This window comes from Arthrobacter sp. zg-Y844 (assembly GCF_024385465.1).
Classification (GTDB): Bacteria; Actinomycetota; Actinomycetes; order Actinomycetales; family Micrococcaceae; genus Arthrobacter_B.
The window spans coordinates 445,533-459,801 of the sequence record NZ_JANFLS010000002.1 but is presented as its reverse complement, the minus strand read 5'-3'; the positions used below and the strand labels follow the sequence as shown (position 1 = coordinate 459,801).

At 66.5% G+C, this 14,269-nt stretch carries 12 protein-coding genes; all 12 read left to right on the top strand.

Annotation, left to right across the window (positions count from 1 at the left end):
- Positions 1-3: 3 nt before the first annotated feature.
- The 12 genes from NNX35_RS08945 (at position 4) to tpiA (ending at position 14,220) form a co-directional block, all read left to right on the top strand.
- A complete protein-coding gene (locus NNX35_RS08945) occupies positions 4-420 on the top strand; it encodes a GntR family transcriptional regulator (protein WP_255766163.1) in 417 nt (138 codons plus the stop codon).
- A 147-nt stretch (positions 421-567) separates the two neighbouring features.
- Positions 568-3,471, top strand: a complete 2,904-nt coding sequence (gene uvrA, locus NNX35_RS08940) for an excinuclease ABC subunit UvrA (protein WP_255867542.1) — start codon at positions 568-570, stop codon at positions 3,469-3,471.
- A 148-nt stretch (positions 3,472-3,619) separates the two neighbouring features.
- On the top strand, positions 3,620-4,318 hold the full coding sequence (locus tag NNX35_RS08935; protein ID WP_255867541.1) for an HAD hydrolase-like protein: 699 nt from the start codon (positions 3,620-3,622) through the stop codon (positions 4,316-4,318).
- Positions 4,305-4,973, top strand: coding sequence for a 1-acyl-sn-glycerol-3-phosphate acyltransferase (locus NNX35_RS08930; RefSeq protein WP_255867540.1), 669 nt, complete (start codon positions 4,305-4,307; stop codon positions 4,971-4,973). The genes NNX35_RS08935 and NNX35_RS08930 overlap by 14 nt, the downstream gene beginning before the upstream one ends.
- 112 nt (positions 4,974-5,085) lie before the next feature.
- A complete protein-coding gene (gene uvrC, locus NNX35_RS08925) occupies positions 5,086-7,092 on the top strand; it encodes an excinuclease ABC subunit UvrC (protein ID WP_255766167.1) in 2,007 nt (668 codons plus the stop codon).
- 81 nt (positions 7,093-7,173) lie between these two features.
- Complete coding sequence (gene rapZ, locus NNX35_RS08920) at positions 7,174-8,073, top strand: RNase adapter RapZ (RefSeq protein ID WP_227933489.1); 900 nt, start codon at positions 7,174-7,176, stop codon at positions 8,071-8,073.
- The gene (gene yvcK / locus NNX35_RS08915; protein WP_255867539.1) at positions 8,073-9,086 is read left to right on the top strand and encodes a uridine diphosphate-N-acetylglucosamine-binding protein YvcK; all 1,014 of its coding nucleotides are present in this window, start codon (positions 8,073-8,075) and stop codon (positions 9,084-9,086) included. Before rapZ ends, yvcK begins: the two co-directional genes overlap by 1 nt.
- Before the next feature lie 10 nt (positions 9,087-9,096).
- Positions 9,097-10,077, top strand: a complete 981-nt coding sequence (gene whiA / locus NNX35_RS08910) for a DNA-binding protein WhiA (protein WP_227921727.1) — start codon at positions 9,097-9,099, stop codon at positions 10,075-10,077.
- Positions 10,078-10,180: 103 nt separating this feature from the next.
- Complete coding sequence (locus tag NNX35_RS08905) at positions 10,181-10,807, top strand: superoxide dismutase (protein WP_255766169.1); 627 nt, start codon at positions 10,181-10,183, stop codon at positions 10,805-10,807.
- A 239-nt stretch (positions 10,808-11,046) separates the two neighbouring features.
- A complete protein-coding gene (gene gap, locus NNX35_RS08900; protein WP_255766170.1) occupies positions 11,047-12,051 on the top strand; it encodes a type I glyceraldehyde-3-phosphate dehydrogenase in 1,005 nt (334 codons plus the stop codon).
- 24 nt (positions 12,052-12,075) lie between these two features.
- Complete coding sequence (pgk, locus tag NNX35_RS08895) at positions 12,076-13,302, top strand: phosphoglycerate kinase (protein WP_255867538.1); 1,227 nt, start codon at positions 12,076-12,078, stop codon at positions 13,300-13,302.
- Positions 13,303-13,404: 102 nt separating this feature from the next.
- Positions 13,405-14,220, top strand: a complete 816-nt coding sequence (gene tpiA / locus NNX35_RS08890; protein ID WP_255867536.1) for a triose-phosphate isomerase — start codon at positions 13,405-13,407, stop codon at positions 14,218-14,220.
- Positions 14,221-14,269 lie beyond the last annotated feature (49 nt).

Below are 14,269 nucleotides of genomic sequence, written 5' to 3'. Positions count from 1 at the left end.
ACCATGACGCCTGACACAACCCCCGTAACCGCACCGACCTCCGCCGGCAACGACGCCGGTGTGCTGGCTGGGGTCCGGATTGACGCTTCCAGCTCGGTCCCGCCCTACGAACAGCTGCGCCTGCAGATCCTGGACGCCGTGAACGAGGGGCGCCTCGCCATCGGGACCCGGCTTCCACCGGTGCGTGCCCTGGCCGGACACCTCGGACTGGCCGTCAACACGGTGGCGAAGGCCTACCGCGAGCTGGAGCAGGCGCAGGTCGTCACCACGCGGTCCCGCGCCGGCACCGTTGTCGCGGCGGGCGGCGACACCGGCCGCGGCCGGGTGGCCGAAGCTGCCGCCGCGTATGCCGCTGCTGTGCGGGCCAACGGCGTCTCGGATGACGACGCCGTGTCCCTCCTGCGGGCGGCCCTGGGCTAAACGGACACGCAGCGTCCGGTTTGCGGGGTTTCGGATCGCTCCAAGGGCATGCAGCCAGGGAGCCCCGCACCGGTTCCGCTTCGCCCGCGGCGAAACCCGGGGGGTCGAATACTTTTTCGAATCGGCGTTTGAACTACAGTGGAAAACGTGCCTAAATCGACTCTTCCGACGGCTGACACCACGTTCGTGCCGCATAAAGCCAATGACCTTTCCCGCCTGGTAGTGAAAGGTGCGCGCGAGCACAACCTCCGCAACGTTGACCTGGACCTGCCGCGGGACGCCATGATCGTGTTCACCGGCCTGTCCGGCTCGGGCAAATCCTCCCTGGCGTTCGACACCATCTTCGCGGAGGGCCAGCGGCGCTACGTCGAGTCCCTGTCCGCCTACGCGCGCATGTTCCTCGGCCAGGTGGACAAGCCCGACGTCGACTTCATCGAGGGGCTTTCGCCCGCCGTCTCGATCGACCAGAAGTCCACCAGCAAGAATCCGCGGTCCACGGTGGGCACCATCACCGAGATCCACGACTACATGCGCCTGCTCTGGGCCCGTGTGGGCCGGCCCTTCTGCCCGGTCTGCGGCGAGCCCGTCAGCCGGCAGACCCCGCAGCAGATCGTGGACCAGCTCCTCGAACTGGAAGAAGGAACCCGCTTCCAGATCCTTGCCCCGGTGGTCCGCGGCCGGAAGGGCGAATTCGTCGACCTGTTCAAGGAACTCGCCGCCAAGGGCTACTCCCGTGCCCGGGTGGACGGCAAGCAGGTCCAGCTGTCCGATCCGCCGAAGCTTGGCAAGCAGTACAAGCACAACATCGAAGTGGTCGTAGACCGCCTGGTGGCCAAGGACGGCATCCGGCAGCGGCTCACGGACTCGGTGGAAACCGGGCTCGGCCTGGCCGACGGCCGCGTGGTGGTGGACTTCGTCGACCTCCCCGAGGACAGCAGCGAACGCACCCGCACCTTCTCCGAGAACCTCGCCTGCCCGAACGAGCACCCGCTGGCCATCGACGAAATCGAACCGCGGTCCTTCTCCTTCAACAACCCGTTCGGAGCCTGCCCGGTCTGCACCGGCATCGGCTCCCGGCTGGAAGTCGATGAGGACCTGATCATTCCGGACCCCTCCAAGTCCCTGGCCGAGGGCGCCATCGCCCCGTGGTCCCTGGGCACCGCCACCACCGAGTACTGGAACCGGCTGCTCGACGGCCTGGCCAAGGACATGGGCTTCTCCATGGACACCCCCTGGAAGAAGCTGCCGGCCAAGGCACGCGAGGCAGTGCTCCACGGCAAGGACCACAAGGTCGTGGTCCAGTACCGGAACCGCTTCGGCCGCGAACGCAAGTACAGCACCGGCTTCGAAGGCGTCATCCAGTACATCCACCGCAAGCACGGGGAAACCGAATCGGACCACGCCCGCGACCGGTACGAAGAGTACATGCGGGAAATCGCCTGCCCCGAGTGCGGGGGAGCGCGCCTGAACCCGGCGTCCCTGTCCGTGCTGATCAACGGCCGCAACATTGCCGAGATCAGCGCCCTGCCGCTGCGTGAAGCCGCGGACTTCCTCAACACCCTGGTCCTCACCGGACGCGAAGCACAGATCGCCAACCAGGTGCTGAAGGAAATCCAGGCCCGCCTGACCTTCCTGCTCGACGTCGGCCTCGAATACCTGAGCCTGAACCGCCCGGCAGCCACGCTGTCCGGCGGCGAGGCCCAGCGCATCCGCCTGGCCACGCAGATCGGTTCGGGGCTCGTGGGCGTGCTGTACGTCCTGGATGAGCCGTCCATCGGCCTCCACCAGAAGGACAACCGGCGCCTGATCGACACCCTGATCCGGCTGCGCAGCCTGGGCAACACCCTGATCGTGGTGGAACACGACGAAGACACCATCCAGGAAGCGGACTGGATTGTCGACGTCGGCCCCGGCGCCGGAGAGCGCGGCGGCGAGGTGGTGCACTCCGGACCGTTGGCCGAGCTGCTCACCAACGAGCGCTCCATCACCGGCGCCTACCTGTCCGGCCGGAAGAAGATCGAAATCCCGGCGAAGCGGCGCAAGGTGGACAAGTCCCGCCAGCTGAAGATCGTCGGAGCGCGGGAAAACAACCTGCAGAACCTGAACGTGGATGTTCCGCTGGGCGTCTTCACCGCCGTGACGGGCGTCAGCGGGTCCGGCAAGTCCACGCTGATCAACGACATCCTCTACAAGACCATGGCGAACAAGCTCAACGGCGCCAAGCACGTGGCCGGGCGGCACACCCGCGTGGAGGGCCTGGAGCAGCTGGACAAGGTCATCCACGTGGACCAGAGCCCGATCGGACGGACCCCGCGGTCCAACCCGGCCACCTACACCGGCGTCTGGGACCACATCCGCAAGCTCTTCGCCGAGACCAACGAAGCGAAGGTGCGCGGCTACCTGCCGGGCCGCTTCTCCTTCAACGTCAAGGGCGGCCGCTGCGAGGCCTGCCACGGCGACGGCACGCTGAAGATCGAAATGAACTTCCTGCCCGACGTCTATGTTCCCTGCGAGGTGTGCCACGGCGCCCGGTTCAACCGGGAAACCATGGAGGTGCACTACAAGGGCAAGAACATCGCCGAGGTGCTGGACATGCCGATCGAAGAGGCGGCAGAGTTCTTCGCCGCCTTCGGTCCCATTTCCCGGCACCTGAACACGCTGGTGGACGTGGGCCTGGGCTACGTCCGGCTGGGCCAGCCCGCCACCACGCTCTCCGGCGGCGAGGCGCAGCGCGTGAAGCTCGCCAGCGAACTGCAGAAGCGGTCCAACGGCCGCAGCATCTACGTCCTCGACGAGCCGACCACGGGCCTGCACTTCGAAGACGTCCGCAAGCTGCTGGAGGTGCTGCAGGGACTGGTGGACAAGGGCAACACCGTGATCACCATCGAGCACAACCTGGACGTCATCAAGAGCGCCGACTGGATTATCGACCTCGGCCCCGACGGCGGTACCGGCGGCGGCAAGGTGGTAGCCTCCGGCACGCCGGAGAAGGTTGCCAAGGTGGAGGGCAGCCACACCGCGACGTTCCTGGCGGAGATCCTCAACCCGTAGTCCAATGAAGGCCGGCGGCCGCCCGAGGGGGCGGCGCCGGCCTTCGGCATGCCCGGTCCCGTCGCGCGGGCAAAACGCACCCGGGAGATATGCGCCGCCGGGCATACCTTTTTCCCTTGGGCCGCCCCGATATGCCAAACTTAGGCCCGTGACTTCTCCCCGGCTTTTGGTGCTGTTCGATCTCGATGGAACGCTGGTTGATCCGGCCGGTGCCATTACGGGCGGCATCTGTTCCGCCCTCACCGCCTGCGGGCTGCCGGAGCCGTCAGAGGCGGACCTGTTCCGGATGGTCGGCCCGTCCCTGGTGACGTCCCTGCGTGACATTGCCGGCGTTCCCCAGGACCGCCTGGAAGCGGTGATCCGCCACTACCGGCAGGGTTACCGGGAGGCGGGCATGGCACAGAGCCGGCCTTACCCGGGCATCCGCGGACTGGTGGAGAAACTGCGCACGGAACACACCGTGGCCGTGGCCACCCAGAAACCCGGGCACTTGGCGGTGGAACTCCTGGAGGTGCAGGGCATGGACAGCCTCTTTGCTTCCGTTCACGGCTCACCCGCCGACGAGCAGGCCGCCGCCGCGCTCAACGGGAAAGCCGGCATCATCCGTGCCGCCCTGGAGCGGCACGCGGGCACCTTCGACCGGGCCGTCATGATCGGCGACCGCCGGCACGACGTCGAGGGCGCCGCCGCCAACGGAATCGACTGCATCGGAGTCTCCTGGGGCTTCGCTGCCGACGGCGAGCTCGATGCGGCGGGGGCCGCCGTCGTCGTTGACACCGCGGAAGAACTGGCCGATGCTGTGCTGGCCTATGCGCAGAACGGAGCGGCACTGAATGGTTCTCTATAACCTGACCCGGGCAAGCACCCGCGGGCTTGTCGCCGGTCTGTGCCGGCCCACGATCACCGGACTCGAGCACGTTCCCGCCCACGGCCCGTTCATCGTCGCCTGCAACCACCAGTCCTTCCTGGACAGCGTCCTGGTCCAGGCCCTGCTGCCGCGCCGCGTGGGTTTCTTCGCCAAGGCCGAATACTTCACCGGGACCGGCCTCAAGGGGCTTGCGATGAAAAGCTTCTTCGAAGGCGTGGGGTCCATTCCGGTGCAGCGCGACCAGCAGGCCGCCAGTGTTGCGGCGCTCAAGACCCTGCTGGACATCCTTGAGGAGGGCGGCGGCGTCGGAATCTACCCCGAAGGCACCCGCTCACGCGACGGACTGCTCTACCGCGGACGCACCGGCGTGGGCTGGCTGGCCCTGACGTCCGGGGCGCCGGTGGTGCCCGTGGGGCTCATCGACACCGACAAACTGCAGCCCGCCGGCAAGAAAACGGTCAAGCCCGGACACTTCACCCTGAAGGTGGGGCAGCCGCTGTACTTCCAGAAGACCGGTCCGGAGCATGCGCTGCCGGCCCGCCGCCAGGCCACTGACCGGGTCATGGACGCCATCGCCGAGCTCAGCGGCCAGGAGCGCTCGGACAGCTACAACCGGAACCGGCCGGAGGGGTAGCCGTACCCGGGCGTTCCTAGTACTGCGCCCGAAGCGGGCCGGACCGTTCAGCGCCGCGCGAAACCCCATGCCGCCGTCCGGGGCAGGCGAAAGGCGAACGTAGGATGGAGAGGTGGCAGATCCAGCAACCTACCGGCCGAAAACAGGGGAGATCCCCACGGCACCGGGCGTATACCGCTTCCGGGACGAGCACGGCCGGGTCATCTATGTGGGCAAGGCGAAGAACCTCCGCTCCCGCCTGAACTCCTATTTTGCGAACCCGCGCGGTTTGATGCCCAAGACCCGGGCCATGGTGCATACCGCGGCCGGTGTCGAATGGACGGTGGTCGGCACCGAACTCGAAGCGCTGCAGCTGGAATACACCTGGATCAAGGAATTCAACCCCCGGTTCAACATCATGTTCCGGGACGACAAGTCCTACCCCTACCTGGCCGTGACCATGGGGGAGAAGTACCCCCGGGCCCAGGTCATGCGCGGGGACCGGCGCAAGGACACCCGCTACTTCGGCCCGTTCTATCCGGCCAAGGCCATCCGCGAAACCCTGGACACGCTCCTCCGGGTCTTCCCCGTCCGGACCTGCAGCAGCGGCGTCTTCAAGCGCGCAGAGCGCACGGGCAGGCCGTGCCTCCTCGGCTACATCGACAAGTGCTCCGCCCCCTGCGTCGGACGGATCAGCCCCGAGGACCACCGCGAGCTGGCCTCGGAACTCTGCGACTTCATGGCCGGAGAGGGCAAGCGCTTCATCTCCAGCCTCGAGAAGGAGATGCAGGCCGCCGTCGCCGAACTGGACTACGAAACCGCCGCCCGGCTCCGCGACGACATCTCGGCCCTGCGGAAAGTCTTCGAACGCAACAACGTGGTCCTCAGCGAAGACACGGACGCGGACATATTCGCGCTGGAGGAGGACGAACTCGAGGCGTCGGCCCAGGTGTTCCATGTCCGCGGCGGACGCATCCGCGGCCAGCGCGGCTGGGTGGTGGAAAAGGTCGAGGACAACGACACCGCCGACCTCGTGGAGCACCTGATCCAGCAGGTCTACGGCGAGGCGAACTCGACCGACCGCATTCCACGGCAGGTCCTCGTCCCGGTGCTGCCGCCGGACGCGGAGGAGCTGGCCGAGTGGCTGGGCGGGCTGCGCGGCGCCCGGGTGGACATCCGGGTGCCCATGCGCGGAGACAAAAAGGCCCTCATGGAAACCGTTGCCCGCAACGCCGCGGATGCCCTGCGGCTGCACAAGAGCCGCCGGGCCGGGGACATCACCACCCGCTCCGCCGCCCTGCAGGAACTGCAGGAGGCCCTGGACCTGCCCTCGCCGCCGCTGCGCATCGAGTGCTACGACATTTCCCATGTACAGGGCACCAATGTGGTGGCCTCCATGGTGGTGGCCGAAGACGGGCTGCCGAAGAAATCGGACTACCGCAAGTTCTCGATCACCGGCGACGCCGCCCGGGACGACACGTCCTCCATGTACAACGTCATTTCCCGCCGTTTCCGCAATTACCTTGCGGAGAACGCGGATCCCGCCGCCGATCCGGATGCCCCGGTGGACCTGCCGGACGAGCGCGGCGGCAACGGCGATGTCCAGCCGTTGACGGACACCCTGACCCCGGCGCCCAAGGCAAAGTTCGCCTACCCGCCGAACCTGGTGGTGGTGGACGGCGGCCAGCCCCAGGTCGCGGCGGCATCGAAGGCCCTCGCGGATCTGGGCATCACCGATGTGCAGGTGGTCGGACTGGCCAAGCGCCTGGAGGAGGTCTGGGTTCCGGACAGTGACTTCCCGGTGATCCTCCCGCGCGCTTCCGAGGCCTTGTTCCTGCTCCAGCGCGTCCGGGACGAGGCGCACCGCTTCGCCATCACCTTCCACCGGCAGAAGCGGGGCAAATCCATGACCGCGTCCCTGCTCGATGAGGTGCCCGGACTGGGACCGTCCAAGCGGCAGGCGCTGCTCAAGCACTTCGGCTCCGTGAAGAAACTGCGTGCCGCGACCGAGGAGGAACTCCTGGAGGTGCCGGGCATCGGCCCGGCCATGGCCGCCAACCTGCGCAGCCGCCTGGCGGACAAGGAAACGGCGGGAGTTCCGGCGGTCAATATGGCCACCGGCGAAATCCTGGAAACTTAGTTAGGCTTGGGAACCGGCGTGTCGGCTTCGAACCGTTCGGAGTTCTTCGAAAAGCAGGACAATCAGGATGGGATCACAGTAATGACGCAAGAGGACGGCTTGACCGTAGTCAAACCGGAGGAATCGGAGCTGCTCGTAGTCACGGGCATGTCCGGAGCCGGGCGCAGTACCGCCGCCAATGCGTTGGAAGACCACGGCTGGTACGTCGTCGAGAACCTGCCTCCGATGATGCTCGGCACCCTCACCGAGCTGGTCTCCCGGATGCCCCAGTCCATCCCGAAGCTGGCCGTGGTGGTCGACGTCCGCAGCAAGGAACTCTTCCAGGACATCCGCGAAGCCCTGCGCAACCTGCGCGCCGCCGGCGTCACCTACCGCCTGCTGTTCCTCGACGCCGATGATTCCACCCTGGTCCGGCGCTTTGAACAGGGACGCCGCCCGCATCCCCTGCAGGCCGACGGCAGCATCCTGGACGGCATCGCCGCCGAACGCGAGGTCCTGACGGAGCTGAGGGAGTCCTCCGACATCGTCCTGGACACCTCCAAGCTCAATGTCCACGCACTGGCCACCGCCGTCACGGAGCTGTTCACGGAGTCCGGCCCGATTGTGCTGCGCCTGAACGTGATGAGCTTCGGTTTCAAATACGGACTGCCGGTGGACGCGAACTACGTCGCCGATGTCCGCTTCATCCCCAACCCGCACTGGGTTCCGCAGCTGCGCCCGCACACCGGACTGGACGAAGACGTCCGCGACTACGTCCTGCAGGCCAAGGGCACCGCGGAGTTCCTCGACCGCTACGTGGACGCCCTGGAGCCCGTCATTGACGGCTACCGCCGGGAAAACAAGCACTACGCCACGATCGCCGTCGGCTGCACCGGCGGCAAGCACCGCTCCGTGGCCGTCACGGAGGAACTGGCCAAGCGCCTGGCCCAGCTTCCGCACGTAACGGTCAGCTCCCACCACCGGGATCTGGGGCGCGAGTAATGTCCTTCCTCACCGGACCCCTGCCCCTGATTCCCGAGGGGAAGGGGCGTGAGAGCGGGAGCGGATCGATCGTCGCGCTCGGCGGCGGCCACGGGCTGTCCGCCTCCCTCTCGGCCCTCCGCCTGCTCACTACCGACCTCACGGCCATCGTTACGGTGGCGGACGACGGCGGCTCCTCCGGCCGCCTCCGCCGGGAACTGGGCGTCCTTCCGCCCGGGGACCTTCGGATGGCCCTGGCGGCGCTCTGCGACGACACTGACTGGGGGCGCACCTGGCGCGACGTCATGCAGCACCGCTTCCGGTCCCAGCCCGGTGTCGAAGGTTCCCTGGACGACCATGCCCTCGGCAACCTGCTGATTGTCACGCTCTGGGAGCTGCTGGGGGATCCCGTCGCCGGACTCCAGTGGGCCGGCGCCCTGTTGGGTGCCCGCGGCCAGGTACTGCCGATGTCCACCCTGCCGCTGACCATTGAAGGAGACGTCCTTCGGCGCACCGCCGACGGAGACCTGTTCGAGACCATCAGCGGCCAGGCCAGCCTCGCCGCTGCCGGTGCGCGCAGCAACGTCAGCGACGTCCGGCTGCTGCCCGTCGACGCGCCGGCGTGCCCGGCCGCGCTGGAAGCAATCGACCTGGCCGACTGGGTGGTCCTGGGACCCGGCTCCTGGTACACGTCGGTCCTGCCGCACCTGATGCTGCCGCAGCTTAGGGACGCGTTGTGCGCCACATCGGCCAAACGCTGCCTGACCATGAACCTCAGCAATGAGACAACCGAAACGTCGGGGATGACCGCCGTCGACCACTTGGCCGTCATCCGCCGCTACGCACCGGAGTTCAAGGTGGACGCCGTGCTGGTGGATCCGTCGGTGGTGGCGGACAAAGCGGCCTTCGAGGACGCTGTAGCAGAAATGGGCGGCCGTCCGGTCTTCGGTAAGGTGGGGGCAGCGTCGGGGCGTCCGATCCATGATCCGCTCCGCCTCGCGACCGCCTTCCACGATATTTTTGGGGAGAATTAGGAGTGTATTTGTGGCGTTAACCGCAGCTGTAAAAGAGGAACTGTCGCGTCTGGACGTGAAGAAATCCTCAGTCCGCAAGGCCGAGGTGTCGGCAATGCTACGTTTTGCCGGCGGCCTGCACATCATTTCCGGACGGATAGTCATCGAAGCCGAGGTAGACCTCGCGTCTACTGCCCGACGGCTGCGGGCAGCCATTGCCGAGGTCTACGGCCACGCCAGCGACATCATTGTGGTGTCCGGCGGGGGACTGCGCCGCGGCAACCGCTACGTGGTTCGGGTGGTCAAGGACGGCGAATCACTCGCCCGGCAGACCGGCCTCCTGGATGCCCGCGGACGTCCGGTGCGGGGGCTGCCCTCCGTCGTCGTGAACGGTTCCGCGGCCGACGCGGAGGCCGTCTGGCGGGGCGCCTTCCTTGCCCACGGTTCACTCACCGAACCCGGGCGCTCCTCCTCGCTTGAAGTCACCTGCCCGGGACCTGAAGCTGCCCTGGCCCTGGTTGGATCCGCCCGTCGGATCGGCATCGCTGCCAAGGCACGCGAGGTGCGCGGTGTGGACCGCGTGGTAATCCGCGACGGCGACACCATCGCGGCCCTGCTCACCCGGATGGGTGCGCATGACGCGCTCATGGTGTGGGAAGAGCGCCGGATGCGCAAGGAAGTACGCGCCACGGCGAACCGGCTTGCCAACTTCGACGACGCCAACCTCCGCCGCTCCGCGCAGGCCGCCGTCGCGGCCGGCGCCCGGGTGGAGCGTGCCCTGGAGATCCTCGGCGAGGACGTCCCGGAGCACCTGCGCTACGCCGGCGAACTGCGCGTGGCCCACAAGCAGGCCAGCCTGGACGAGCTGGGCCACCTGGCCGACCCGCCCATGACCAAGGACGCCATTGCCGGGCGGATCCGGCGGCTGCTGGCCATGGCTGACAAGCGGGCAGCGGAACTGGGCATTCCGGGTACTGAGTCGAGCGTCACTCCGGAAATGTTGGACGAATAGCGTTATTGCATAGGATGGAAGCCTGCTGCCTTTCGGCGGCACAACGAGTTTCCGGACGGGAATTCCGCCCGGAACTTTGATCCGACACCAACGGAGGATTTTCGTGAACGAATACACACTGCCGGAACTGCCGTACGATTACGCGGCCCTTGAGCCGCATATTTCCGCACGCATCATGGAGCTGCACCACGACAAGCACCACGCCACCTACGTGGCCGGCGCCAACACCGCCCTCGCCCAGATGGCAGAGGCACGCGACAAGGGCGAGTTCGGCACCATCGGCAAGCTGTCCAAGGATCTGGCCTTCCACCTTGGCGGCCACACCAACCACAGCATCTTCTGGAACAACATGTCCCCGGACGGCGGCGACAAGCCCGAAGGCGAACTGGCAGCAGCCATCGATGAGTTCTTCGGTTCCTTCGACGGTTTCCGCGGCCAGTTCACTGCCGTGGCCAACTCCATCCAGGGCTCCGGCTGGTCCATCCTGGCCTATGAACCGCTGGGCAAGAACCTGGTCATCGAGCAGCTCTACGACCAGCAGGGCAACATCCCGGTGGGCACCATCCCGCTGCTGATGCTCGACATGTGGGAGCACTCCTACTACCTGGACTACGCCAACGTTAAGGGCGACTACGTCAAGGCATGGTGGAACATCGTGAACTGGGCCGACGTCGCCGCGCGCTTCGACGCCGCCCGCACCGGCGCCAAGAGCCTGATCGTCCCGGCTTAGTCTTGAGCCCCTGCCGCACATTTGTGCGGGTGCCCCGGTCCCTACGGAGACTGTGACGCGTAAGATAAATCCGTAGGTCCGGTCCCGCCCGGTGCTTTCGGGCACCGGCGGGACGGGGCCACGGCGCCGCGGCCGGAAGGGTTTCCCAAGCGGAAGTGTCAGGCCGCAGTCAGTCCGGTGGCTTCTTACCATGAGGTCACGCAGCTCTCGATTGAACCCCTACTCAAGGAGACAGAACAGTGACTACTCGTGTTGGAATCAACGGATTCGGGCGTATCGGCCGCAACTACTTCCGGGCGGCCCTGGAGCAGAACGCCGACCTCGACATCGTCGCGGTAAATGACCTCACCAGCCCCGAGACCCTCGCCCACCTCCTCAAGTACGATTCAGTCACCGGACGCCTGGGTGCCGATGTCAAAGTCAGCGAGGGCAACATCGTTGTCGGGGGCAAGACCATCCGCGTACTGGCCGAGCGGGATCCCTCGAACCTCCCCTGGCGCGATCTCGGCGTAGACATCGTCATTGAGTCCACCGGATTCTTCACCAAGGCCGAGGACGCCAGGAAGCACATCGACGCCGGCGCCAAGAAGGTCCTGATCTCCGCGCCGGGCAAGGGCGCCGACCTCACGGTTGTTATGGGGGTCAACGACGGCGACTACGACCCGGCGTCCCACAACATCATCTCCAACGCCTCCTGCACCACCAACTGCCTCGGCCCGCTGGCCATGGTCCTGCATGAGGCGTTCGGCATTGAACGCGGCCTGATGACCACCGTCCACGCCTACACCGCAGACCAGAACCTGCAGGACGGCCCGCACCGCGACCTCCGCCGGGCCCGCGCCGCAGCGCTTAACATCGTCCCGACCACCACCGGCGCCGCCAAGGCCATCGGCCTGGTCCTGCCGGCCCTTGACGGCAAGCTGGACGGCTTCGCGCTGCGCGTGCCGGTACCCACCGGTTCGGTCACCGACCTCACCGTGACGGTTTCCAAGGAGGCCACGGTGGAACAGATCAACGATGTCTACAAGACCGCGGGCAACGGACCGCTGGCGGGCATCCTGCGCTACACGGACGAGCCGATTGTCTCTTCCGACATCGTCACCGATCCTGCCTCGTGCATCTTCGACTCCGGCTTGACCCGCGTTATGGGGAACCAGGTGAAGGTCGTGGGCTGGTACGACAACGAGTGGGGCTATTCCTGCCGTCTGGTGGACCTCACCAAGCTTGTCGGCTCAAAGCTTTAATCAACCGAGTACGCAAAGGTAGACATGACTGTCAAAACTCTCCCCGACCTGATCAGCGAAGGCGTTGACGGCAGGTACGTCCTCGTCCGCTCCGACCTGAACGTCCCGCTCGACGACGGCCGGGTTACCGACGACGGACGCATCCGGGCGTCGATTCCCACCCTGCAGACCCTCGTGGAGCGCGGTGCCAAGGTTATTGTGATGGCCCACCTCGGCCGCCCGAAGGGCAAGCCGGACGAGAAGTACTCGCTGCGTCCCGCCGTCGACCGCCTCGACGAACTCTCCATCTTCCCGGTGGAGTTCGCCGAGGACGTGGTTGGCGACAGTGCCCGCAGCCTGGCAGCCTCCCTGGCCGCCGGGTCCGTCCTGGTGCTGCAGAACATCCGCTTCGATCCGCGCGAGACCTCCAAGGACGACGCGGAACGCCAGGCGCTGGCAGGGGAGCTGGCGGCCCTGACCGGCGGCAACGGCGCCTACGTGGATGATGCCTTCGGTGCCGTGCACCGCAGGCACGCCAGTGTTTACGACGTTGCCGAGGTGCTGCCCGCCTACGAAGGAGGGTTGGTGCACACCGAGGTCGAGGTCCTCAAGCGCCTCACCGAGAACCCGGAGAAGCCCTATGTGGTGGTTCTGGGCGGTTCCAAGGTGTCCGACAAGCTGGCAGTGATCGAGAACCTGATGGACCGGGCCGATTATCTGCTGGTGGGCGGCGGCATGGTCTTTACCTTCCTGGCAGCACAGGGCCACAAGGTCGGCGCATCACTGCTCGAGGCAGACCAGATCGAAAACGTGAAGGGTTACCTGAGCCGGGCCAAGGAGGTGGGCTGCGAGTTTGTGCTGCCCACCGACATTGTGGTGGCGGATAAGTTCGCTGCGGACGCCGACGTCGACACCGTTCCGGCCGAGGGCATGGAGGACAGCCGCTTCGGCGCTTCCGGCATCGGCCTGGATATCGGCCCCGACTCCGCTGCCGCCTTCGCCGAGCGGATCCGCCACGGCAAGACCATCTTCTGGAACGGCCCGATGGGCGTGTTCGAGTTCGAAGCCTTCGCCAACGGCACCCGTGCCGTGGCCCAGGCTTTGAAGGACTCCAGCGGCTTCAGTGTCGTCGGCGGCGGCGATTCAGCAGCGGCCGTCCGCAAGCTGGGCTTCTCGGAAGCCGACTTCGGGCACATCTCCACCGGCGGCGGCGCCAGCCTCGAATACCTCGAAGGCAAGGCCCTTCCCGGCCTTACCGTCCTCGACAAGTAAAACCCAAGGTGCGGGTCCGCTGTTCCAGCGGGCCCGCACCCGCATGTCCCATCCCGCCCGGCCTCAGCGCCGGCGCACCGCGAGTAAGAAACCGGAGTAACCATGACCACCTCCACGAACGGCAAGTTCGACCGCACACCCCTGATCGCCGGCAACTGGAAGATGAACATGGACCACGTCCAGGGCATCACCCTTTTGCAGAAGCTGGCGTGGACGCTGAGCGACGCACGGCATGATTACGGCCGCGTGGAAGTTGTGGTGTTCCCTCCGTTCACCGACCTGCGCAGCACGCAGACGCTGGTAGCGGGCGACAAGCTGAAGGTGGAATACGGCGCGCAGGACCTGTCGCCCAACGATTCCGGCGCGTACACCGGTGACATCTCCGGCCAGTTCCTCGCCAAGCTCGGCTGCAGCTACGTCCTCGTGGGGCACAGCGAACGCCGGTCCGTCCACGGCGAGAGCGACGAGCTGCTGAACGAAAAGCTCAAGGCTGCCTACCGCCACAACCTCGTGCCCATCCTCTGCGTTGGCGAAGGTCTCGAAGTCCGGCAGGCCGGGGATCACGTGATCCACACCCTGGAGCAGGTCCGCAGGGACCTCGCGGGACTGGATGCCGAGCAGGTGTCACGCCTTGTCATTGCCTACGAGCCCATCTGGGCCATCGGTACCGGTGAAGTTGCCGGCCCCGAGGACGCCCAGGAAATGTGTGCCGCCATCCGTGCCGAAATCGCGGACCTGTACGACGATGCCGTTGCTGCCAAGACGCGCCTGCTCTACGGCGGCTCGGTGAAGGCGGCCAATGCAGCAAGCATTCTGGGGGAGCGGGACGTGGACGGCGTGCTGGTAGGCGGCGCCAGTTTGGATGTAGGCGAATTTGCTAATATTGTCAGGTTCGAACAACATCTGGTGACTGACTGAACTGCAGCTGAAGGGCGCCGCAGCGGCGTCTCCAATCCATGAGTCACCC

Coding starts and splice junctions, on each gene's coding strand:
- NNX35_RS08945 (WP_255766163.1), top strand. CDS start 4: ATGACGCCTGACACAACCCCCGTAACCGCACCGACCTCCGCCGGCAAC.
- NNX35_RS08930 (WP_255867540.1), top strand. CDS start 4,305: ATGGTTCTCTATAACCTGACCCGGGCAAGCACCCGCGGGCTTGTCGCC.
- rapZ (WP_227933489.1), top strand. CDS start 7,174: ATGACGCAAGAGGACGGCTTGACCGTAGTCAAACCGGAGGAATCGGAG.
- yvcK (WP_255867539.1), top strand. CDS start 8,073: ATGTCCTTCCTCACCGGACCCCTGCCCCTGATTCCCGAGGGGAAGGGG.
- pgk (WP_255867538.1), top strand. CDS start 12,076: ATGACTGTCAAAACTCTCCCCGACCTGATCAGCGAAGGCGTTGACGGC.
- tpiA (WP_255867536.1), top strand. CDS start 13,405: ATGACCACCTCCACGAACGGCAAGTTCGACCGCACACCCCTGATCGCC.